Below are 22,753 nucleotides of genomic sequence, written 5' to 3'. Positions count from 1 at the left end.
CGTAAAATTTTTCATATCTGATGTTTTTCTGCGTATGCACGATAAAGTTACCTTCTTTTCCTTTTAAATCTTATTTCTATTCTGTATTTTTGCCGAAAATTAGCAGAAAATGGAGGTCTCTACGACAGGACATATTTTAGACGAGATAAACTATCCGGCGGATTTGCGGCGGCTGGGTGCGGCCGAGCTTCCGGAAGTCTGCGCCGAGTTGCGCCAGTATATTATAGATGTATTATCCGAAAATCCGGGACATCTGGGTGCCAGCCTGGGGACGGTGGAGCTGACTGTGGCGTTGCATTACGTGTTTAATACGCCTTTCGACCGCATCGTGTGGGACGTGGGGCACCAGGCTTACGGGCATAAAATCCTGACAGGACGGCGCGAGGCCTTCCATACGCTTCGCAAGTTTCATGGTATTAGCGGATTCCCGAACCCGGCGGAGAGCGAATACGACGCTTTTATCGCAGGGCATGCCTCGAACTCTATCTCGGCGGCGATGGGCATGTCGGTGGCTTCCGCGCTGAAAGAGGAAGAGCGGCACGTGATTGCCGTCATTGGAGACGGAGCCATGACGGGCGGGCTGGCCTTCGAGGGATTGAACAATGCGTCGGCGAATCCGAACAACCTCCTCATTATCTTAAATGATAACAATATGGCGATAGACCATAGCGTCGGCGGATTGAGCCAATATCTCGTAGACATTACCACGAGCCAGGCGTACAACCGGATGCGGTACGACGTCTACCGGGGCTTGCGGAAGATGAACCTCATCAACGATGAACGGCGCGAGAACATCCTCCGTTTCAATAACAGCCTGAAGGCGCTCCTGACGCAACAGCACAACCTGTTCGAGGGATTCAGCATCCGTTACTTCGGTCCGGTAGACGGGCACGATGTGAACTATCTTGTCAAAGTACTGAACGATATCAAAGACCTGCAGGGGCCAAAACTCCTTCACATTAAAACGAAGAAAGGCAAAGGATTTAAACCCGCCGAAGAATCGGCGACGGAATGGCACGCGCCGGGACGTTTCAACAAAGAAACGGGCGAACGACTCATCGCGCACCACGACGGCGAGCCTCAGCTTTATCAAGATGTATTTGGGCATACACTGGTGGAATTGGCCGAGAAAGACAAGCGCGTGGTGGGAATCACGCCGGCGATGCCCACAGGCTGCTCGATGACTTACCTGATGAAGGCATTCCCCGACCGGGCGTTCGACGTAGGCATTGCCGAAGGACATGCTGTTACCTTCTCGGCCGGATTGGCCAAAGAGGGGATGATACCGTTCTGCAATGTTTATTCCTCGTTCATGCAACGGGCGTATGATATGGTAATACACGACGTGGCCTTGCAGAAATTGCATGTGGTGTTATGTCTCGACCGAGCTGGGCTAGTGGGCGAAGACGGCGCGACGCATCATGGCGTGTTCGACTTGGCCTATTTTCGTCCGATACCTAACCTTACCATAGCCTCACCCCTCAACGAATGGGATTTGCGTAATCTGATGTATACAGCCTATCAAGCCGACGGGCCGTTTGTCATCCGGTATCCACGTGGAAAAGGCGAGAAGCGGGATTGGCGAAATGAGATGCAAACGCTCCCGATCGGGAAGGGAAGGAAATTACACGAAGGAACAGATCTGGCGATTCTCTCGTTGGGTCCTATTGGAAACGAGGCGGCCAAAGCCATCGCGCAAGTAGAGGCCGAACAGGGTCTTTCCATCGCCCATTATGATATGATTTATTTGAAACCCCTCGACGAAGCACTTTTGCAGGAAGTGGGACAGCGATTTGAGCGTATCGTCACGATTGAGAACGGAGTAGTGGCAGGCGGACTGGGAAGTGCCGTCTTGGAATTCATGGCCGACCATGGATATACGCCGCAAATCCGGCGACTCGGAGTCCCCGACCAATTTATCGAGCATGGTTCCATACCGGAACTTTTTCAATTGTGTGGACTCGATGCGGCCAGTATAGCCCATACAATCATTAACTTTATCCATAACAATAAGAGAAGAGAATGAAAATCATTATTGCAGGTGCTGGCGAAGTCGGCACTTATTTGGCAAAGATGCTATCGCAGGAGAATCAAGATATCGTCTTGATGGATCCCGACAAAGAACGGTTGAATGCGATGCACTCGGCAATGGAAATCCTTCCGGTCGTAGGGAATCCAACTTCCCCGCGCGATTTGGAAGAGGTTGGCATACGGAAAGCCGATTTGTTCGTAAGCGTCACTCCTGAGGAAACAACGAATGTGGCGGCCTGTATTTTGGCGCATAGCTTGGGTATCCACAAGACGCTTGCCCGTATTAACAATTACGAATATCTCCAGCCCAAGAACAAGGAGCTTTTCGAGAAATTAGGCATTAATTCGATGATTTATCCGGAGATGTTGGCTGCACATGAGATTGTTACGACGATGAAACGTCCGTGGACGCGCCAATATTGGGAATTGTTTGGCGGTGCATTGATTTTGATTGGCGTGAAAATCCGAAGCAATGCCAAGATTGTAAACAAACAACTCTCCGAGTTACTTTCGGAACATAAATTTTACCATATTGTCGCCATCAAACGGGGAAGCGAGACCATCATCCCACGCGGTTCGGACCACATCGAGCCGGACGACCTCCTTTTCTTTACCACCACGCGCGAATATGTGGAAGATGTGCGTATCTTGGCCGGGAAAAAGAATCCGGAAGTGAAGAAGGTATTTATCATGGGCGGAAGCCGTATTGCGTTGCGTGTCTGTCAATATTTACCGAGCAATATCCGCATCAAATTGATAGAAACAGATAAAGAAACGAGCTATGCCATCGCCGAGAAAGTTCCTGGGAACGTACTTATTATCAATGGGGACGGACGTGATACAGATTTGCTCGTCCATGAAGGCATCCACGACGCGCAGGCATTTATTGCCCTGACCGAGAATTCAAGCACGAATATCCTTGCTTGCCTTGCAGCTAAGCGTTTCGGGGTATTTAAGACTGTGGCGAAAATAGAGAATATGGATTATATCCCGTTGGCAGAAAGTATGGATATTGGTTCCGTCATCAACAAAAAACGTATCGCGGCGAGCCATATTTACCAATTCTTGCTGGATGCGGATGTCTCGAATGTGAAATGCCTTACGTTTGCGAATGCCGACGTGGCCGAATTGGTGGCACGTCCTGATTCGAAAATCACGCAAAAGGCCGTACGCGATCTTCGTTTGCCTCGGGATATGACGCTCGGCGGACTTATCCGAAATGGCAAACCGATGATGATTAACGGTGATACCCAAATCCAAGCTTATGACCATGTCGTCGTCTTTTGCCTCGACACGGCCATGCGCAAATTGGAAGATTATTTCAACTAAGTTTCCTCTATCTTAACGTTGTCTATTATGTTGAATATACGTTTCATATTTAAAATGCTGGGAGCGATGTTCATCATCGAGACCCTTTTTATGTTGGTAGCTTTGGGGGTGGCTATTTTTTATGAGGGGAGCGATGTGCGTCCGTTTGCTTACTCTTGCGCGATACTGTTCGGTGTCGGATTAGCGTTTTTTCTGTTTGGTTTGCGGGCGAACGAGCATAATGCCGGGCGGCGCGAAGGGATGCTTATCGTTACGCTCACGTGGGCCTTGTTGTCGTTTTTCGGTGCGTTGCCTTTCTATCTGGGCGGTTATATCAACCACATGGCGGGAGCTTATTTCGAGACGATGTCTGGCTTTACGACTACGGGCTCGTCGGTTATTTCCGATGTGGAGGCGCTTCCGCGCGGGATTCTTTTCTGGCGCAGCCTGATTCAATGGCAAGGGGGCATGGGCGTGATTGTGTTTGCCGTCGCGTTATTGCCGATGATTGGCGAAGGCGCTTCGCAGATGTTTAATGCCGAATCTTCGGGCATCACCCACGAGCGGTTCCGGCCCCGCATCACGCAGGTCGCCAAGCGGCTGTGGGGAATCTATGTCTTCATCACCGCCTTGCTCGTCGTTTTGCTTTGGTTGGGGCCGATGGACCTTTTTGATGCCATCTGCCACGCCATGACCGCCATTGCTACCGGCGGATTCTCGACCAAAAACGCAAGCATCGCCTATTGGAATTCGCCCTATATCGAATATGTACTCTCGCTTTTCATGTGCATCGGGGCGACGAACATGACGCTTGTCTATTTCTTCTTGAATGGCAAATTCAGTAAACTCTATAAAGACGAAGAGGTGCGTTGGTTTTATGCTATTGTGCTCATCGCGACGCTCATTACGGCCATTTGGATTTATACCAACGGGATGGTCGACGGCATAGAAGCGGCTTTCCGCAATGCGCTTTTCGTCGTCACGACGTTGATTTCGACCACGGGTTATGCCACGGCCAATTACATCCCTTGGGGCCCCTTCTTTTGGATGATTGCGCTGCTTTTGATGGTAATTTGCGGGTGTGCAGGCTCGACGTGCGGTGGTTTCAAGACGGGGCGTTTTGCGATTTTGATGAAACATCTGCTCAATGCGTTCAAGGGCCAGACGCATCCCCATGCGATTCTGCCCGTACGCTTTAACCAGCAAGCGGTTCCGCTGGATGTGGTCAACCGCATCCTGGCTTTCACGGTGGTTTACATTGCGTTGATTGTCGTTACGTGTCTGTTGCTGATGATGGACGGTGTGGCGTTCGACGAATCCATTGGGGCTGCTGTGACCTGTATGGGAAACGTCGGTCCGGGACTGGGCACCTGTGGGGCGGCGGGCAATTTCTCCGCCTATTCGCCCGAAAGCCAGTGGCTGCTTTCGTTTATCATGATGACGGGCCGTCTGGAGATATTTACCGTTTTGACCATCCTCTTGCCAGGCTTTTGGAAGCAATGAAAGGTGGGGAAAAGAGGGATTCCCAGGCTTTCAGGGATGTCGATTCGTCGTCGGTGGCTTCCGGTGACGAATCGAGCGTTGCGCTTCGTTAGCGTTGGCTATCGGTAACGAATCGAGTGCTGCGCCTCGTTGTCGCGACTCATCGGTAGCGAATCGAGCCGGTTGTTTCGTTAGCGTTGACCAACGGAAACGAATCGAGTACTGCGCCTCGTTATCGTTTCTCTTCGATAAAGAATCGTCGGCTGTGCCTCGTTAGCGTTGATCAACGGAAACGAATCGAGCGCTGCGCCTCGTTAAAGTTGACTATAGGTAGCGAATGGAGTCCTGAAATTCGTCATAATGGGGAATTTATGTAGAAAAACGGGGAAAATAGGGAGAAATCACCTAAATTTGCCACAAAAAAGCAAGATGGAACCATTTACTTTTAAGAAAATAACGGTAGAGGACGTGTACGTTTCCGTGCTGGAGGCCAAGCGCATCCGTAACGCAGAGGGGTGGGAGAAGGTACTGCCCGTAGACAAACAGCCGGCGCCCACGGGTTCGCTGGTGATGGACGCCGTGGCCCGTTTCTTGGCCGTACGCCGCGGCGCGACGCCCTCCGAATTGGCGTCGTGGTTGCAGATGGACAACGGGACGCTCCGGCGCATCTTCCTGTACCTGACGGGTCTTCCGTCGGCCGATTTTCTGGCGCAATACCGCCTGCTGCAGGCGAAGGAATGGCTGGCGAGCACGGATTTGAGCCTGACGGAGGTAGGCGAGCGGTGCGGTTTTACGACGCTTTCCGCCTTCAGCGCTTGGTTCATCCGGTGGGCTAAGGTAGCGCCCCGCGATTACCGTCACCGGAACCGTCCGGCCAATTTTCGCGACTGGTACAGATGGAAATAATTCGCATAAGAAATACGTTTCGAAGTATTTTTGCGTTATATATGACGTGGGTTAATCTATAACAAACAAAAAGAAAACAAAAGAAACCGTATGATAGACTATATAAAAGGTGAAATTGTAGAATTGGTACCGGCACGGATGGTACTGGAATGCAACGCCATTGGATACGAAATCAATATATCGCTGACGACCTTTACCGCGTTCCAAGGGAAAACGGAAGGGAAGATTTTCATTTACGAAGTGATTCGCGAAGACGCGCATTTGTTGTTTGGGTTTGCGACGCCCCTCGAGCGCGAGTTGTTCCTGATGCTGACGTCGGTATCGGGCGTCGGTCCCAATACGGCACGGATGATACTCTCTTCCCTCCAGCCCACCGAATTGATACAAGCTATCGCCTCGCACGACGAAACCGCCCTGACCGCCGCCAAAGGTATCGGGCAAAAAACCGCGCAACGCATCTTGGTCGATTTGAAAAACAAGGTCAAGACCCTGGAATCGCTCGCCGGTCCGGTGCAAACGACTGCCCACGTACTCCCGCAAACCGAAGTAGCCGAAGAAGCCATTGCGGCGCTGGTGATGCTGGGATTCCAGAAGGCCGCTTCGCAAAAGGCGGTGGCTTCGATTCTGAAAGGCGAACCGCAGGCGAAAGTGGAACAGGTGATAAAAACGGCGCTTAAAATGCTCTGATGAAAAGAAGATTCACACACATACTATGGATTACGTTATTTCTCCTGGCGAGCGGATGGTGGGCGTTGAATGCCGACTATTTGGCCTCTTCGCGCTTCTTGCCCGAGTTTGAGGCTATCGACGAGCCTGTCCGGCAAGAACCGGATACGGTGCCGCCGCGTTATCCCGTCTCGAAGACTACGGCCGAAGAATACGAGGACCTGCTTCAAGAATCGCCGGCCGATTTGAAAGACCCGGAGAACTTGAAGACCGAAGTGGAATACGACATCAAGACCGGAACCTATATCATCCGCACGAAAGTAGGCGATATGGACCTGAGCACGCCGATTTCCCTCACGCCGGAAGAATATCAAGACTATAGCATGCAACAGTCCATGCGTGCCTATTTCCGGGAAAAGAATGCCGAGGAATTCGAGAAAGAGACGAACCAGAAGTTCAACCTGACAGACATGCAGTTCGACATAGGCGCAGCCGACCGTATCTTCGGAAAAGGAGGTGTGCGTGTCCGGACGCAAGGTTCTGCCGAGATTACCCTCGGATTGAAGAACAATACGACGGATAATCCCTCGCTGCCAACCCGTTCGCGCAGCCGTACCTTCTTCAATTTCGACGAGAATGTACAGCTCAACATGCAAGCCTCGGTCGGGACGAAGGTGAACTTCAACATGAACTACAATACCGAAACCTCGTTCGATTTCGATGCCCAACAACTCAAATTAGCCTATACGGGCGAAGAGGATGAAATCATCAAGTCCATCGAAGCCGGAAACGTGAGCATGACAACCAGCAACTCGTTGATCAACGGAGGTGCGGCGCTCTTCGGTATGAAAGCCGACTTGCAGTTCGGCAAGTTGCGGGTGAATGCGCTCTTGGCCCAACAGGAATCCAGTACGAAAACCGTGACAGCCAAAGGTGGCGTGCAGACAAAAGACTTTGAAATCACAGTAGACGATTACGACGAGAACCGCCACTTCTTCCTCGCGCAATATTTCCGAGACCATTATGACGATGCACTCGCTAAATTGCCGCGCGTCAACTCTTCCATTACCATCAACCGGGTTGAGATATGGGTCACCAACAAGCAGGGAAATTATGACCAGTCTCGTAATATCGTAGCCTTCTCTGATTTGGGTGAATACAATCATATCAGTAACCCGCAATTCACGCGGCAAGGCTCGACAGACCGTCCCTCGAACGAGGCCAACACGCTCTACCAAACCATCACTACCAATTATCCCGATGCACGCCAAATAAGCCGGGTGACGCAAGTCTTGGGCGGTTTTCTAGAGGGAGGACGTGACTTCGATAAAATAGAGAGCGCCCGCTTGCTGGACGAATCCGAATATACGATTAATAAACAATTAGGATACGTTTCATTAACCTCTCAGATTCAATCAGACGATGTTGTAGCGGTTGCTTTTGAATATACCTATATGGGGCAAGCCTATCAAGTAGGTGAATTCTCGACGGACAACAGTGAAAACACATCGAATTGTCTTTATGTAAAGTTGTTGAAGGGAACCAATATGTCTCCGAGCATGCCGTTCTGGGATTTGATGATGAAAAACATTTATTCGCTGGGTGCTTACTCTGTTCAGAAAGAGAAATTCCAAATGAATATCCTTTACCAGAGCGACACGACTGGAACGGAGGTCAATTATATCTCAGAAGGAGCTATTCGTAACCAAGTGTTGTTGAAAGTAATGAATCTGGACCGTTTGAATTCGCAAGAGGAGGCGCACTCGGATGGATTCTTCGACTTTGTGGATGGTTATACTATTTTAGCCGATAAGGGAAAGATTGTCTTTCCTGTAGTCGAGCCTTTCGGTTCTCATTTGAGAGAAAAAATAGGAAATGATATTATTGCCGACAAATATGTATACCAAGAATTATATGATTCGACAAAGACGTATGCACAACAAATTGCTGAAAAAAATAAGTTCATCTTGCGTGGCGAATATAAAGCCTCGACTACAGGTGAGATCGTATTGGATGCTACCAATGTGGCACGTGGATCGGTGAAGGTAACAGCGGGAGGTGCAACACTGACGGAAAACGTGGATTATACCGTAGATTATGCCTCAGGTATCGTCACGATTCTAAATGAAAATATCCTTTCAAGCGGAACAGCGGTCAGTGTCTCGCTTGAAAACCAATCCACGTATAGTATGCAACGTAAGACCATGATGGGTTTGGATTTGAATTATCAATTAACCAAAGACATTAATTTCGGAGCCACCATCATGCATATGTCTGAAATGCCATTAACCACCAAAACAGTTATGGGCGATGAGTCTGTCAAAAATACGTTGTGGGGACTGAATGCATCGTATAAGGGAGAAAGCCAATGGCTGACCAATGTATTTGACAAGCTTCCGCTCTTGACACTTACCAAACCCAGCCAGATTTCCATGAACGCGGAATTTGCGCATTTAATTGCTGGGCACTATGAAGATGAGAATACAGGAGCGTATTCTTATTTGGATGATTTTGAATCCACGCAAAGTTCCATTGATTTGGTGAACCCTTATCCGTGGAATTTGGCCAGCACGCCCTACGATGATGCGGCTACGGCTCTTTTCCCGGAAGCTTCGTTGGTAAATGATATCGATTATGGGAAGAACCGTGCCTTGATGGCCTGGTATAGTATTGATGGAATCTTCACACGTAGAAACTCACGTTCGCGTCCGAACCATTTGACGGCCGATGATATGTCGAATCATTTTGTCCGTGCCGTGCAAACCACTGAGCTTTTCCCAGGAAGAGACGTAGGTGTAAATGAAGACAATTTGCTGTCTGTCCTCAATGTGGCTTATTATCCGAACGAACGTGGACCGTACAATTTGGATGCCGAACGTGTAAATTCTGACGGGACGCTTCAGAATCCTGAACAACGTTGGGGTGGCATTATGCGTAAAATAGACCAAGTAGATTTTGAAACAGCCAATATCGAATACATTGAGTTTTGGCTTATGGATCCATTTGTCTATAATTCGTCTGCACAAGGGGGAGATCTCTATTTTAATTTGGGAGACATCTCTGAAGATATCTTGAAAGATGAAAAGAAATTCTTTGAAAATGGTTTGCCTGTCGACGGAGATATGTCGCAAGTCGATACAACGGTTTGGGGAAAAGTACCGCGTCAACAAAGTACGGTGTATGCATTCGATAATACGGCGGGTGCACGAACGTTGCAAGATGTAGGGTTGAACGGACTTTCGTCGGACGAGGAATTGCAGTTCCCTACTTATCAGGAGTTTTTGCAGGAATTAATGACGAGATTGTCATCTAATGTCTTGGATTCTTTACAGAATGACCCTATGTCTGTATTGAATAATCCGTCGGGCGATAAGTTTCACTATTTTCGAGGCTCGGATTACGACGCGCAAGAGTTGGGCGTTTTGGAACGTTATAAGCGTTATAACGGAACGGAAGGGAATTCGGAGGAATCAACGGAAAGTTATAGCACCTCATCACGTACTACACCAGACGTGGAAGATTTGAATCAAGACAATACGCTGAACGAAAACGAGAAATATTTTGAATATAAAGTTTCGCTTCGGCCAAGGGATTTAGTAGTAGGTTCAAATTACATTGTAAATACGCAACAAGCGCGTGTTAATTTAGAAAATGGAGAAACTGGAGAGGTTACTTGGTATCAATTTAAGATTCCTATCAAGCAATATACACGTCGTATTGGAGCAATTCAGGATTTTAAAACGATTCGGTTCATGCGTATGTATATGACCGATTTCTCGGAAACTACCATTCTTCGTTTTGGTACGTTCGAATTGGTGCGAGGGGAATGGCGTGCGTACGAGCAGGATCTTTCAGAATCGGATGTACCTGCTGCTGATGGAGTATTAGATATTTCCACTGTCAATATCGAAGAGGATGGTGATCGTGAGCCAGTGAATTATGTATTGCCGCCGGGGGTATCTCGTATGCAAGACCCGAGTCAGCCGCAAATCCGTCAGGAGAACGAACAATCTCTTTCGTTGAAAATTACGAATTTAGCATCGCAGGATGCATTGGCTGTCTATAAAAATACAAGTTATGATTTGCGCCAATACAAACGGATGCAGTTGTTCACGCATGCAGAAGCGTTGATTAACGACGTGACGGGACTGAGTAACGGAGATTTGTCTGTTTTCATTCGTTTGGGTTCAGACTATAAAAATAATTATTATGAATATGAAGTCCCGTTGCAAATCACACCGGCCGGCAGCACTGCACAAGATGTCGTTTGGCCATCCAGCAATATGCTTGATTTCGCGTTTGAACGTCTGACCGATTTGAAGCTAACTCGAAATAGGAAGAAACGGCAAGGGCAGACGGGTATCGGTTTCCAAACCGTCTATTCGGAACCAGATCCGGATCATACGGCCAATACCATTAGTATCATGGGAAATCCGAGTCTTTCGGATGTGGAAGTAATCATGATTGGGGTACGAAATAATTCCCGGACCGTGAAAAGTGGTGAAATTTGGGTGAATGAATTACGCCTTACGGATTTTAACGAGGATGGCGGTTGGGCTGCTAATGTCAATGCCAGTATCGCACTTTCTGATTTAGGAACTGTGAATGCGTCCGGGCGTATAGAAACGGCTGGATTCGGGGCTCTTGACCAATCTGTTACTGAACGTCGCATGGATGATTACTCGCAATATAGTATTTCAACTTCGCTCGAATTGGGTAAGTTCTTTCCGGAAAAGGCTAAGGTAAGTCTTCCTTTTTACTATGCTTATTCTCGCGAAACGACCACGCCGCAATATGACCCTTTGAATCAAGATATCAAAATGTCGGATGCGTTAGACAATGTGGAAACACAAGCAGAAAAAGATTCTATCAAGAATTATTCTATTGACCGAACAACGATTAAGAGTATTGCGTTTAATAATGTACATGTCGATATTCAAAGCAAGAACCCGATGCCTTATGATCCGGCCAATTTCTCGCTCAGCTATTCGTATAGCGAAAACAGCATGCAGAATCCGGAAACGGAATACGAACGTACCAAAGATTGGAATGGTAGTTTCGCCTATACCTATACGCCGTATGCTAAACCATTCCGCCCGTTCCAGAAACTGAAGAAAGACAATGGCTATACGAAATATATCAAGCAGTTTGCGTTGAATTATTTGCCGTCGAACATCAGTTTCCAAACGACGATGATGCGTAATTATTATGAACTGCAACTTCGCGATTTGAACAGTGCGCAATATGGCGGCGAGAATGCGATTCCGGTTTCGTTCAGTCAAGAGTTTTATTGGGACCGTGCGTTTAGCTTGCGTTGGGATTTTACGAATAATTTCTCGGTAAATTTCACCTCGGGCACGAATGCGCGGATTGAAGAGCCCTACCAGCAAGTCAATAAAGAATTGAATCCGGATGGTTATCAAGTCTGGAAAGATTCGGTCATGCAAAGTATCAAGGACCTTGGGACGCCGTTGAAATACGACCAGCAGTTCTCGGTGACTTGGAATTTGCCGTTGCAATATATTCCCGTCTTGGATTGGGTGAACAGTTCGGCCTCTTACAACGCTACCTATAATTGGGAACGTGCGGCCGAAATCGAAGATGACGACCCGATAGGGAATACCATTAAAAATCAACGGCAGATTGATTGGCAGGCCAATTTCAATTTCCAGTCGCTCTACAACAAGAATCCGTATCTGAAAAAGATTAACCAGAAGTTTAATACTTCGGCTCGTGCGAACCAACGCAATCAGCGGAACCAGCGTCGCACGCAGAAAAAAGAGGTAAAGCTTGAAAAGGAAATTACCTTGAGTCCGGATAGTGACGTAGTGGTACAGCATGGCATGTTCACGAAAAAGGTGCGCATCACGGCCATTGGTGCCGACGGCAAACGGTATGCTATCAAATACAAACCGATTAATTATGCGCAGGTCAAAATTTTGAATCGCGACACGGCGCATTTGAAGTTGACCATCAAGCCGGGGCCTAACAAAACGGAGCAGACCTTGACGAAATCCCTCGAATATGCGACGCGCGTGGCGATGATGGTGCGTCGCGTCAGCGTCCAGTTCACGCAGAGCGACGGGATGAGCATCCCGGGATTTGTGCCGGAAATTGGCGACGTCTTTGGTCAATCGCGCTCGACGTACGGCTTGGCTCCAGGTTTGGGCTTTGCTTTCGGTGGCGTGAGTCGTCGGTATATCGACGAGATGGATGCCAAAGGTTGGTTGATGAAGAATGATTCAACAAACATCAACCCGGCCATGATTAACAACTCGAAGAATTTGACGGTTCGTATCAATCTGGAGCCTATTCCAGGTTTGAAAATCGACCTTAACGCCAACCGGGTAGATTCGCGCGATACGGAAATACAGTTCATGTATGCCGGTATGCCCGAAACCTACGGCGGCAGCTTTACCATGACGACCATCGGGTTGCGGGGTATGCTCGGCGGCGGGGGAAGTGCGGATAATAACTATGCGTCGAAGCAATTCGACCAATTCCTGGCAAACCGCGACGTGATTGCTTCGCGTCTGGAGCAGGCGTATGCCCGCACGAACTATCCCAACAGCGGTTTCATCGAGGGGTCCGCGCTGGCCGGCCAGCCTTACAATCCGGACAATGGGAGCGTGAGCCGCAACTCGGCCGACGTGCTTATCCCGGCCTTTCTCGCGGCTTATACGGGCAAGGATGCGGGTAAAATCGGAACCACGGCATTCCCTTCCATTTGGAGCTTGCTCCCGAACTGGCGCATTACCTATAATGGCTTGTCGAAGATTCCGTTCATCCAGAAATATTTCAAGGACGTCACGCTCAGCCATCAATATACGGGTAGTTATAGCGTGGGTTCCTATTCGTCGTTCTTGAATTGGGTCGACGTGGGTGACGGACTGGGTTACACGCGCAACGTCACGACCGGCACGCCGACGCCCTCTTCGCCCTACGATATCTCGTCCGTCAGCATTACCGAAGGCTTCAATCCGCTTCTCGGTATCGACGCCACGGCGCTTAATAACATTACGGGCAAGATTGAATATCGCACGACGCGCAACCTCAATCTCAATGTTTCGTCCTACCAGATTGTCGAATCCAACACGCGCGAATTTGTCATCGGCTTAGGGTACAAGTTCGTCGAGTTCAACAAGGTATTGAAGATGAAGAAGACGCAGAACTTTAGTAACGACTTGACGGTCAACCTCGACCTCTCGTTCCGCCGCACGCAATCCTTGATTCGCAAGATAGAAGAGCAATTCACGCAGGCCACGAGCGGAAACTTGGCGAAGACCATCCAGTTCTCGGCCGATTACGGCTTGAGCCGCGCCCTCACCATCCGTGCCTTCTACGACCTGCAGATCAACGAGCCGCTCGTCTCCAGCGAATCCTACCCGACGTCGAACTCGAACTATGGCATCAGCCTCCGTTTCTCGTTGGCGCAATAAATAGGAACCTTCCTACCAGGTAGGAAACCTTCTCCGGCAAGCTGGGAAACCTTCCTACCAGGTAGGAAACCTTCTCCGGCAAGCTGGGAGACTTTCCTACAGTGTAGGAAACCTTCTCCGACAGGCTGAGAGACTTTCCTACAGTGTAGGACCAACATTTCCTCCCGCTTTTGACGAAAAAGCCAAAAAGAATTGTACATTTGCACGGGAAAACAGAAATCATAGAAATCGTTATATATATGGAAAGAAAAAAGTTTTTATTGGAAGAAAAAGATATTCCGACGGCTTGGTACAATATCGTGGCCGACATGAAGGAGAAACCCATGCGGATGCGGAACCCGCAGACGAAAGAACCGCTTAAGGAAGAGGACCTCTATCCGCTCTTCTCGAAAGCTGCTTCACACCAGGAAATGAACGAAACGGACGCGTGGATTGAAATCCCCGACGAAGTACGCGAAATGTATAAAGTATGGCGCCCGACGCCGCTCGTCCGTGCCTATGGACTGGAAAAAGCGCTCGATACGCCCGCGCATATCTATTTCAAGAACGAAAGCGTAAGCCCGATTGGCTCGCATAAGCTCAACTCCGCGCTCGCGCAAGCCTATTATTGCAAGCAAGAGGGCGTAACGAACATCACCACCGAAACGGGGGCCGGACAATGGGGCGCCGCGCTCTCATACGCAGCTAAGGCGTTCGGGCTGGAATTGGCCGTGTATATGGTCAAGGTAAGTTACCACCAGAAACCCTATCGCCGCTCTATCATGCAGACGTTTGGCGCGCAGGTAATCGCTTCGCCCAGTATGAGTACGAAGGCCGGGCGTAAAATCCTGACCGACCACCCGAACTACCAGGGAAGCCTGGGGACGGCCATCTCGGAAGCCGTCGAGCTGGCTATGAACACACCGAATTGTAAATATACGCTGGGTAGCGTCATGAACCACGTGATGCTGCACCAGACGGTCATCGGCCTCGAGGCGGAAAAGCAGATGGAGATGGCGGGCGAATATCCCGACGTGGTGATTGCCTGCTTCGGAGGAGGTTCGAACTTCTCGGGCATCTCGTTCCCCTTCTTGCGGCATAAAATCAACGAGGGAAAGGATATCCGCGTGATAGCAGCCGAACCGGCATCGTGCCCGAAATTGACGCGCGGCGAATTCCATTACGATTATGGCGATGAGGCCGGATACACGCCGCTCATCCCGATGTTTACGTTGGGACATAATTTCGCCCCGGCCAATATCCATGCTGGCGGATTGCGTTATCACGGCGCAGGCGCTATCGTGAGCCAATTGCTGAAAGACGGTCTGATGGAAGCGGTCGACGTGCAACAACTCGAAACCTTCCAGGCGGCAACCCTGTTCGCACAGAGCGAAGGCATCATCCCGGCACCCGAATCCGCACACGCTATTGCCACCGCCATCCGCGAAGCCAAGCAAGCTAAATTGGAGGGCAAACCGCGTACGATTCTGTTCAACCTCTCGGGCCACGGGCTGATCGATATGGCGGCCTACGACCTGTATCTGGCAGGCGACCTGCGTAATTACGAGGTAAGCAACGAAGAACTCCAGAAGAACTTCGAAGAGATAAAAGATCTTTGAAAAAGAATCTAACTATAATCGTCGCGGTTTATGCCTATAATCGCCGACGATTATAGTTTATTTCTTTTCGATTTTCAACTATCAATTTTCAAAGGGAAAAGGAATGGGAAAAATATATACAGGCACCGGTGATAAAGGCGAGACTTCGCTCGTGGGCGGGCAACGTGTTTCGAAAGCGCACCGACGAATCGAAAGCTATGGTACCATCGACGAACTGAACTCGTTTATCGGCCTTTTGATGACGGCTATCGACGACGCTGAGGACTTGGACTTCCTGATGTTCATCCAGCATAAACTATTTACGGTGGGCTCTTATCTTGCCACCGACCCGAACACCACGGCTATCCGCGTACAGAGTCAAGTATCCGCGGAGAATATTGTCCGCGTGGAGCAGGAAATCGACCGCATTAACGAAGGTTTGCCCCGCATGAAACACTTCGTTCTTCCCGGTGGATGTCGTTCTGCTTCGCTCGCCCACGTATGCCGTACGGTATGTCGCCGGGCAGAGCGTCGCATTTACAGCCTCGCGGAAGAGAGCGAAGTAGAAGAAAACGTTTTGGTTTTTATCAATCGTCTTTCTGATTATCTGTTCGTTTTGGCGCGAAAAGAGTGTTTGCGACATAATGGAAAAGAAATTCTTTGGGATTATACTTGTAGCTAAAGAATATTATTATACTTTTGCGGAAAATTTGAAACCTGACTATCGCAAGGTAGTCTTTAATACGAAAAAACTATGTACTGGACATTAGAACTAGCTTCAAAATTGGAAGACGCGCCATGGCCCGCAACCAAAGATGAATTGATTGATTACGCCCAACGTTCTGGAGCGCCGTTAGAGGTAATTGAAAATTTGCAAGAAATGGAAGATGAAGGCGAAATCTACGAATGTATGGAAGATATTTGGCCCGATTATCCCAGCAAAGAAGACTTCTTCTTCAACGAGGAAGAATATTGATTGTCCGAATTTGAAGCAAAAAAGGAAATGAAAATCACGACGAGGAGGGAAGGCAAAAAAGCCTCTCTGCCTCGTTTGTTTTTCTGAAGAGAGAGGCAATAAAGCCGCAAGTCTGACGTTCATATTCGTATGAAGAGAATACTTTTACTGGTGTTATTGACAATGTTCGGGTGGCAAGGCCTGAAGGCGCAAAATGATGCGGCTTTGAGTCACTATTTTATGGCGACGGCTTATTATAATCCGGCGGCGGCAGGTAGTACCGAAGATTTGAGGATGTTGGCACTCTTCAACCAACAAATGGCTGGTTTTAAACGGGCACCCCGTTCGTTCTTTGTCAACGCAGATATGCCGCTCAAGATAAAGAATACAAACCACGGCATTGGAATCACAGCCTATCTGGAAAGCATCGGACTTTTCAAAAATACGAACATCGGTTTCCAGTATGCTTATAAACAGAAATTGTTTGGAGGAGTATTAAGCGGGGGCTTGCAAATCGGACTTTATAACTCCACGTTTGAATCGGATAGTATTTATATGCCCCAAAGCACGATAGGTGATGTATTCGACCGGTCGGATGCTGCCTTTCCGGAAGGAGGGTCGGTTAATGCAATGGGATTGGATATCAATGTAGGCCTTTTTTATACCCATAAGAACTTTTATGCAGGCATCGGATATACGCATGTTACTGCGCCCGAATTGCAGTTGGATGAAACCGTATATACCTACGTTGGTAGAATGCTTAATTTTATGGGTGGATACAATATAAAATTAAAAAACCCGTTATTTGAATTAAAACCGTCCGTGTTTTACCTCACAGATGGCATCAACCACCATCTTGATGTAACGGCACGCGTGGAATATAATAAGATGTTTAATGGTGGTATTTCTTGGAAGATGAACGAATCTATCGGCGTATTACTCGGAGCGAACATCGGGCGTTTTAGTCTGGGTTATGCATTTGGGTATCCGACGACAGCTATTAGTAAAGGTTCATCTGGAAATCATGAAATCGTGCTTCAGTACCGATTAAAACTGAAGAAAACGAAGACAGGAAATACACGACATAAGAGCGTACGTATATTATAGGTATATGAAAAGGATATGGATAATACTTCTAGCAATGGCTTCATTGCTGACTTCGTGCGGTAGGTCGTTTACCAATGGAGGCGGAGAAGTGACGGGAGCGCGTTCGATGGCTATCAATGAACCGGCTCCTTATGGTATGGTATTGATTAAACGAGGCGCATTCGACATGGGGCCGGCCGAGAAAGATTCTATTTGGGGGATTATGCCAAATCCGAAAGGAATTTCGGTGGATGCTTTCTGGATGGACGAAACGGAAACGACTAATGCGGAATATCGCCAGTTTGTTTATTGGGTACGTGATTCGATTATTCGTGAACGTTTGGCTGATCCCGCTTATGGTGGTAATGATTTGTTCAAGATTACAGAAGATCGGTATGGTGATCCTGTGACTCCGCATTTGGATTGGAGCCGTCCGATTCCTTGGAAGCGAGCAAACGAAGATGAGATTCGAGCCATCGAAAGTGTCTATTATACTAATCCCGTAACGGGTGAGAAGAAATTGGATGCCAAACAGATGGTTTACAAATATGAATGGTACGATTATACCGCAGCTGCTTTAAGAAAGAATCAGATGGATCCCGCTGACCGTGTCCGTAATACAGATATTCAAGTTGATCCTAATGAAGTCATTATGATTTCCAAAGATACAGCGTATATTGATGAAGAGGGAAATATTGTAAATGAAACGATTACCCGCCCTCGGAGTGGTCCGTGGGATTTTCTGCATACACGTATTGTGAATATTTATCCAGATGAAAATTGCTGGGTGAATGATTTCAATAATTCATACAACGAACCTTATACGCGCATGTATTTCAACCATCCGGGTTACGATGATTATCCAGTCGTAGGCGTTTCGTGGGAGCAGGCGACAGCATTCTGTGTATGGCGAACAATGCTGTATAAGAATTCACTCAGTTTACCTGCAGGACAGGTTATCGAACCATTCCGTCTTCCTACTGAAGGAGAATGGGAATATGCGGCTCGTTGCGGAAAAAATGAAAATAAGTATCCATGGTCAGGCGATGATTTGGCTACGGGCGAAGGATGCTTCCTTGGAAACTTCAAGCCTGGAAAAGGAAATTACACAGAAGATGGACATCTGATTACCTCTCGTGTCGGTTCATTTGCTGCGAATGAATTTGGATTGTATGATATGGCTGGGAATGTGTCGGAATGGACTTCGACGGCCTATTCGGAATCAGGACCAAGCCAAATGAGTGATATCAATCCGGAGCTTCGATATAATGCGGCGAAGGAAGATCCGTATGCCATGAAAAAGAAAGTCGTACGTGGCGGTTCATGGAAAGATGTCTCACAATTCATCCGTTCGGATATACGCAGCTTTGAATATCAGAATGAAACACGCTCGTATATCGGCTTCCGTTGTGCGCGGACACAAATTGGTTTTTCAAAATCGAAAGGAAAGAAATAAAAATAAACAGCGATATGGGAAAATATAGAAGATATAAGAATATAATTGAAATGTTCCTTTCCAGCGAGAAAGGAAAACGCGTATTGAACTTCTGTTATAGCTGGGGTGCTTCTATTGTAATTTTGGGTGCTTTGTTCAAATTATTGCATTTGCCGTATGCTAATCAGATTCTGTTCTTTGCCATGATAACGGAGGCAGCGGTATTCTTTATTTCCGCTTTTGAACGTCCGAATGATGAGTATCATTGGGAAGATGTCTTTCCGGTGTTGAAGTCGAAGAACCCATTGGACCGTCCAGCTTTTTCAAAAGATGGCAACAACAATGCTACGGCAACAAACGGAATCAATACGGGTGGGACCATTATCCAAATGCAAGGTGGAGGAACGTTTGGCACTGTCAATCCGGAGGCGGGAGCTGCTGCCGCAGCTTCGTTAGGATTGAATGTTACCGCGGAAGATACAAAAAATCTTTCTGAAAGCATTAAGAAATTGAGCGATGCTTCTGAGCAGATTTCTAAGATGGCGGAATTGACGGAAGCTACCCAAAAATACTTGGAACAGCTCTCTTCTGTTTCAGAACAGATGGAGAAGTTTAATCAAATCACTCATTCGCTGACGGATGCTTCCGGCAGTCTCTTGGATTCATACAAAAATATAGCTGGAAATTCAGAAGAAATCGTTAATAATTCCCAGAATTATGCCGAACAAATGGATGGCTTAAGCCGGAATATTGCCAGTTTGAACGCGGCTTACGAAATGCAGATGAAAAGTATCACGATGCAGATGGATAATATTGAGCGCATTAATGCCAGCCTGAATCGTATTCGCGAGATGTATGATGGCTCAGTGATGGATAGTTCTGTATTCCGTAGCGAGACTGAGAAAATGACGCAGCAATTGGCTCAATTGAACCAGGTATATAGTCGTTTGCTTCAAGCGATGACGGTTAATATGTATCCGCCGCAGCAACCAACATACCAAGCTCCACAGAATCCATATCCCGGACAACCTCCTTATGGTTATCAACAACAACCTTACAACGGAGCAAGATAAGTAATAAAGGACTGATAAATCGAAACAAATGGCAGGAATAGCAAACAATCCGAATTCACCACGTCAGAAGATGATCAACCTGATGTATCTGGTGTTCATCGCGATGATGGCGTTGAACGTCTCTTCAGAGGTGCTCGATGGCTTTGAGCTGGTACAAGATAGTTTGCGCACTTCCATCGACAATTCTACGCATCGGAACAACATGGTGGCGCAACAACTGGGAGATGCGTATCAATCTAATCCCGTCAAAGTAAAAGAATGGTATGAAAAAAGTCGGGAAGTGAAGCAACAATCGGATTCCTTATATAATTATATCCAAGATTTGAAACAACGTATTGCCGAGATTGCGGATGGTAAAGATGCAAACGTGGAGAATATTGAACACAAAGATGACCTCGAAGCTGCTGCACGCGTCATGTTGGCACCGATGAAAGGGGAGGGTAAGAACCTTCGTCTCTCAATAGATACATATCGCGAGCATCTTAGCACGTTGATAAGCGATTCAGCAAAAGTTCGTATTATCCGGAATGCGCTTAGTACGGAATTGCCCAATAAGTCGAAACGTTCAAAGCAGACGTGGGAAAGCGCTCTTTTCGAGAATATGCCGGTGGCTGCAGCCATTACGCTTCTAACAAAGATGCAGAGCGATATCCGCTATGCGGAGGGCGAAGCGTTGTCGTACTTGCTGAGCAGTGTGGATGTGGGTGATTATCGTGTGAATCAAATCCGGGCGCAGGTCATCCCGCAGAGCCAAATCGTTATGCGGGGAAGCCAGTATCAGGCAAACATTGTGCTTTCGGCAGTCGATTCGACCAAACGTCCGACGATTTTTGTCAATGGTAAAGAGCTTCCGGCTGAAAATAAGGGTTTGTTTAGTGTGACGACGGGCTCTACGGGTACATTCCCCATCGAAGGTTATATCGAAATGCCGAATAGCGAAGGAGAGATGGCGCAATATCCTTTCAAGAGCGAATATTTCGTGACGGAGCCGAGCGCGACGGTCGCCCCTACATTGATGAATGTGCTCTATGCGGGTATTGCCAATCCGATTCGTATTGCTGTCCCCGGTGTCCCGAGCGGGAATGTGACGGCGTCTATGACGAACGGCACTTTGACGCGCAAAGGCGAACTCTGGGAAGCGCGTCCCTCGAAAGTAGGGACGGAAGCTGTTATTACCGTGAATGCTCGTATGTCTGATGGTCGCAGCGTCGAGATGGCTAAAACCTCGTTTCGTGTCCGCGCTTTGCCCGACCCTTCTCCTTACATCGAATATAAGGACGAGAATGGGAACGTGCGTAAGTTCCGTGGCGGAAAAATATCGAAGCGTAATTTGGTGGAGGCAGAAGGTATTTTGGCGGCTATCGACGATGATTTGTTGAATGTGAAATACACGGTCCTGAGTTTTGAGTTGACTTTCTTTGATTCGATGGGAAATGCCATTCCCGAAGTAGCGCAGGGAACGAATTTCTCGCAACGGCAAAAAGATTATATTCGTCGCCTTTCGCGGGGTAAACGTTTTTATATCACGAATGTCATCGCAAAAGGTCCGGATGGCATTGAACGTAAGATCTCGACGATTGAAGTAATTGTAAACTAATTTGTACACTGAATATGAAACGTCTATATTACATAGTTGCCTGCCTCCTTTCGTGGATGATAGTGCTTCCTGCCGAAGCGCAAGAGGAGAATACGACCACGCAGACAACCCAACAACAACGGAAAAGCCCGCGTGCCAGCCGGGGTGAACGGGCTGAAAAGAAAGAGGATAACGGATTGCCGGAATTGACTCTTCGTGCACAGGAGTTGAACGAACGCATGACGCAGCAAATCGGCAATGCGCGCTGGATGCGTGTCATCTATCGGCAGGTCGATTTGATGAAGGAACAGAATGCTCCGCTGTATTATCCTGTCCGCCCTATGAATGGCCAGATGAATCTCTTCACGATTATCTTCCAGCTCTTGAGCGAAGGGAAATTGCAGGTATATGAATATTTGGATGGTTACGAAGTGTTCGACGACGCGCACCTGGTTAATTTCAAAGAGCTGCTCGACCGCTTCCATGTCTATTACGAGGAGGTGCCTGGCAAGCGGGGAGAAGAGCCGGCGTTGGTCATCAACGAGAGTGACGTGCCTTCCGAGCAGGTCCGCTCATATTATGTCAAAGAGGCTTGGTATTTCGACCAAAACAACTCGCTCTTCGACGTGAAAATATTGGCTATTTGTCCGTTGTTGACAATAGACAGCGATTTCGGACTCACCACCAGCCCGATGTTTTGGCTTCCGTACGAGAACATCCGGCCTTACGTCACAAACGCTTATCTCATGACGTCGAACCTCAACAATGCCGCGATGTTTACCATCGACGATTATTTCCGTCAGCGTATGTTTAATGGTGAAATCATCAAGACGCAAAATCTCATGAACCAGCCGCTCCAGGCTTATTGCCCCACGCCCGATTCGCTGAAAGCCGAGCAGGCGCGTATCGAAAAGCAGCTTGTTTCGTTCGAGGATTCGCTTTGGATGAAGCCCGATACGGCCGCCCTGGCCAACACCAAGGAGGCTAAAGAGGCGCGCAAGAAGGCTGAAAAAGAGGCTAAGAAGGCGGCCAAGGCGCAGGCTAAAGAGAAAGAAAGCGACAGCAACGTCAAAGCGGCCAAGGCTCCGAAAGCACAGAAATCGACGCCCGTCCGCAGCGTCCGTCGTCGGAGATAAAAAGGTTTGCATCATAGAAAAGAAGATAGGAATAGCTCCGTACCGTGCGGGGCTATTTTTGTATTTAATTCTCCTCTGTAGAC

14 protein-coding genes are annotated in these 22,753 nt (G+C 48.1%); all 14 read left to right on the top strand.

Annotated elements, in window-relative coordinates; genetic code table 11:
- Window positions 1-109 precede the first annotated feature (109 nt).
- The 14 genes from dxs to gldN all read left to right on the top strand — a co-directional run bounded on the left by dxs (window position 110) and on the right by gldN (window position 22,670).
- Window positions 110-2,026: a 1-deoxy-D-xylulose-5-phosphate synthase gene (gene dxs, locus B5F77_RS07610; RefSeq protein ID WP_087329595.1), complete on the top strand. Its 1,917-nt coding sequence runs from the start codon at window positions 110-112 to the stop codon at window positions 2,024-2,026.
- Window positions 2,023-3,360, top strand: a complete 1,338-nt coding sequence (gene trkA, locus B5F77_RS07605; protein WP_087329593.1) for a Trk system potassium transporter TrkA — start codon at window positions 2,023-2,025, stop codon at window positions 3,358-3,360. Before dxs ends, trkA begins: the two co-directional genes overlap by 4 nt.
- Before the next feature lie 27 nt (window positions 3,361-3,387).
- Window positions 3,388-4,842, top strand: a complete 1,455-nt coding sequence (locus B5F77_RS07600) for a TrkH family potassium uptake protein (RefSeq protein WP_087329591.1) — start codon at window positions 3,388-3,390, stop codon at window positions 4,840-4,842.
- A gap of 408 nt (window positions 4,843-5,250) precedes the next feature.
- Window positions 5,251-5,727 carry an AraC family transcriptional regulator gene (locus tag B5F77_RS07595; RefSeq protein WP_162607967.1) on the top strand — a complete coding sequence of 159 codons (477 nt, stop codon included), beginning with the start codon at window positions 5,251-5,253 and terminating at the stop codon, window positions 5,725-5,727.
- Between the two features lie 90 nt (window positions 5,728-5,817).
- Complete coding sequence (gene ruvA, locus B5F77_RS07590) at window positions 5,818-6,414, top strand: Holliday junction branch migration protein RuvA (RefSeq protein ID WP_087329588.1); 597 nt, start codon at window positions 5,818-5,820, stop codon at window positions 6,412-6,414.
- Window positions 6,414-13,832: a cell surface protein SprA gene (sprA, locus tag B5F77_RS07585; protein WP_087329586.1), complete on the top strand. Its 7,419-nt coding sequence runs from the start codon at window positions 6,414-6,416 to the stop codon at window positions 13,830-13,832. The genes ruvA and sprA overlap by 1 nt, the downstream gene beginning before the upstream one ends.
- Window positions 13,833-14,071: 239 nt before the next feature.
- Entirely contained in the window at window positions 14,072-15,430 is a 1,359-nt protein-coding gene (locus B5F77_RS07580; protein WP_087329652.1) for a TrpB-like pyridoxal phosphate-dependent enzyme, read from the top strand.
- A gap of 103 nt (window positions 15,431-15,533) precedes the next feature.
- Complete coding sequence (locus B5F77_RS07575; RefSeq protein WP_087329584.1) at window positions 15,534-16,091, top strand: cob(I)yrinic acid a,c-diamide adenosyltransferase; 558 nt, start codon at window positions 15,534-15,536, stop codon at window positions 16,089-16,091.
- A gap of 72 nt (window positions 16,092-16,163) precedes the next feature.
- On the top strand, window positions 16,164-16,385 hold the full coding sequence (locus tag B5F77_RS07570; RefSeq protein ID WP_005633363.1) for a DUF2795 domain-containing protein: 222 nt from the start codon (window positions 16,164-16,166) through the stop codon (window positions 16,383-16,385).
- A 129-nt stretch (window positions 16,386-16,514) separates the two neighbouring features.
- Window positions 16,515-17,471 (top strand): type IX secretion system membrane protein PorP/SprF, encoded by a 957-nt coding sequence (locus tag B5F77_RS07565; protein WP_087329582.1) that lies wholly within the window; start codon window positions 16,515-16,517, stop codon window positions 17,469-17,471.
- A 4-nt stretch (window positions 17,472-17,475) separates the two neighbouring features.
- Window positions 17,476-18,906 (top strand): SUMF1/EgtB/PvdO family nonheme iron enzyme, encoded by a 1,431-nt coding sequence (locus B5F77_RS07560; RefSeq protein WP_087329580.1) that lies wholly within the window; start codon window positions 17,476-17,478, stop codon window positions 18,904-18,906.
- Window positions 18,907-18,920: 14 nt separating this feature from the next.
- A complete protein-coding gene (gene gldL / locus B5F77_RS07555) occupies window positions 18,921-19,958 on the top strand; it encodes a gliding motility protein GldL (RefSeq protein WP_239445809.1) in 1,038 nt (345 codons plus the stop codon).
- 28 nt (window positions 19,959-19,986) lie between these two features.
- On the top strand, window positions 19,987-21,555 hold the full coding sequence (gene gldM, locus B5F77_RS07550; RefSeq protein ID WP_087329577.1) for a gliding motility protein GldM: 1,569 nt from the start codon (window positions 19,987-19,989) through the stop codon (window positions 21,553-21,555).
- Window positions 21,556-21,569: 14 nt separating this feature from the next.
- Entirely contained in the window at window positions 21,570-22,670 is a 1,101-nt protein-coding gene (gldN, locus tag B5F77_RS07545) for a gliding motility protein GldN (protein ID WP_087329575.1), read from the top strand.
- The last annotated feature ends 83 nt before the right edge of the window (window positions 22,671-22,753 follow it).

The sequence above is a fragment of the Parabacteroides sp. An277 genome (assembly GCF_002159645.1).
Classification (GTDB): domain Bacteria; phylum Bacteroidota; class Bacteroidia; order Bacteroidales; family Tannerellaceae; genus Parabacteroides.
The sequence above is the reverse complement of the archived record's forward strand: the minus strand, read 5'-3'. Positions and strand labels throughout refer to the sequence as shown.

Bases quoted from the DNA above. Each gene is read 5' to 3' on its own strand.
- gldN (WP_087329575.1), top strand. From the start codon at position 21,570: ATGAAACGTCTATATTACATAGTTGCCTGCCTCCTTTCGTGGATGATA.
- B5F77_RS07595 (WP_162607967.1), top strand. From the start codon at position 5,251: ATGGAACCATTTACTTTTAAGAAAATAACGGTAGAGGACGTGTACGTT.
- B5F77_RS07565 (WP_087329582.1), top strand. From the start codon at position 16,515: ATGAAGAGAATACTTTTACTGGTGTTATTGACAATGTTCGGGTGGCAA.
- gldL (WP_239445809.1), top strand. From the start codon at position 18,921: ATGGGAAAATATAGAAGATATAAGAATATAATTGAAATGTTCCTTTCC.
- B5F77_RS07560 (WP_087329580.1), top strand. From the start codon at position 17,476: ATGAAAAGGATATGGATAATACTTCTAGCAATGGCTTCATTGCTGACT.
- ruvA (WP_087329588.1), top strand. From the start codon at position 5,818: ATGATAGACTATATAAAAGGTGAAATTGTAGAATTGGTACCGGCACGG.
- B5F77_RS07600 (WP_087329591.1), top strand. From the start codon at position 3,388: ATGTTGAATATACGTTTCATATTTAAAATGCTGGGAGCGATGTTCATC.
- gldM (WP_087329577.1), top strand. From the start codon at position 19,987: ATGGCAGGAATAGCAAACAATCCGAATTCACCACGTCAGAAGATGATC.
- B5F77_RS07575 (WP_087329584.1), top strand. From the start codon at position 15,534: ATGGGAAAAATATATACAGGCACCGGTGATAAAGGCGAGACTTCGCTC.
- sprA (WP_087329586.1), top strand. From the start codon at position 6,414: ATGAAAAGAAGATTCACACACATACTATGGATTACGTTATTTCTCCTG.
- trkA (WP_087329593.1), top strand. From the start codon at position 2,023: ATGAAAATCATTATTGCAGGTGCTGGCGAAGTCGGCACTTATTTGGCA.
- B5F77_RS07570 (WP_005633363.1), top strand. From the start codon at position 16,164: ATGTACTGGACATTAGAACTAGCTTCAAAATTGGAAGACGCGCCATGG.
- B5F77_RS07580 (WP_087329652.1), top strand. From the start codon at position 14,072: ATGGAAAGAAAAAAGTTTTTATTGGAAGAAAAAGATATTCCGACGGCT.
- dxs (WP_087329595.1), top strand. From the start codon at position 110: ATGGAGGTCTCTACGACAGGACATATTTTAGACGAGATAAACTATCCG.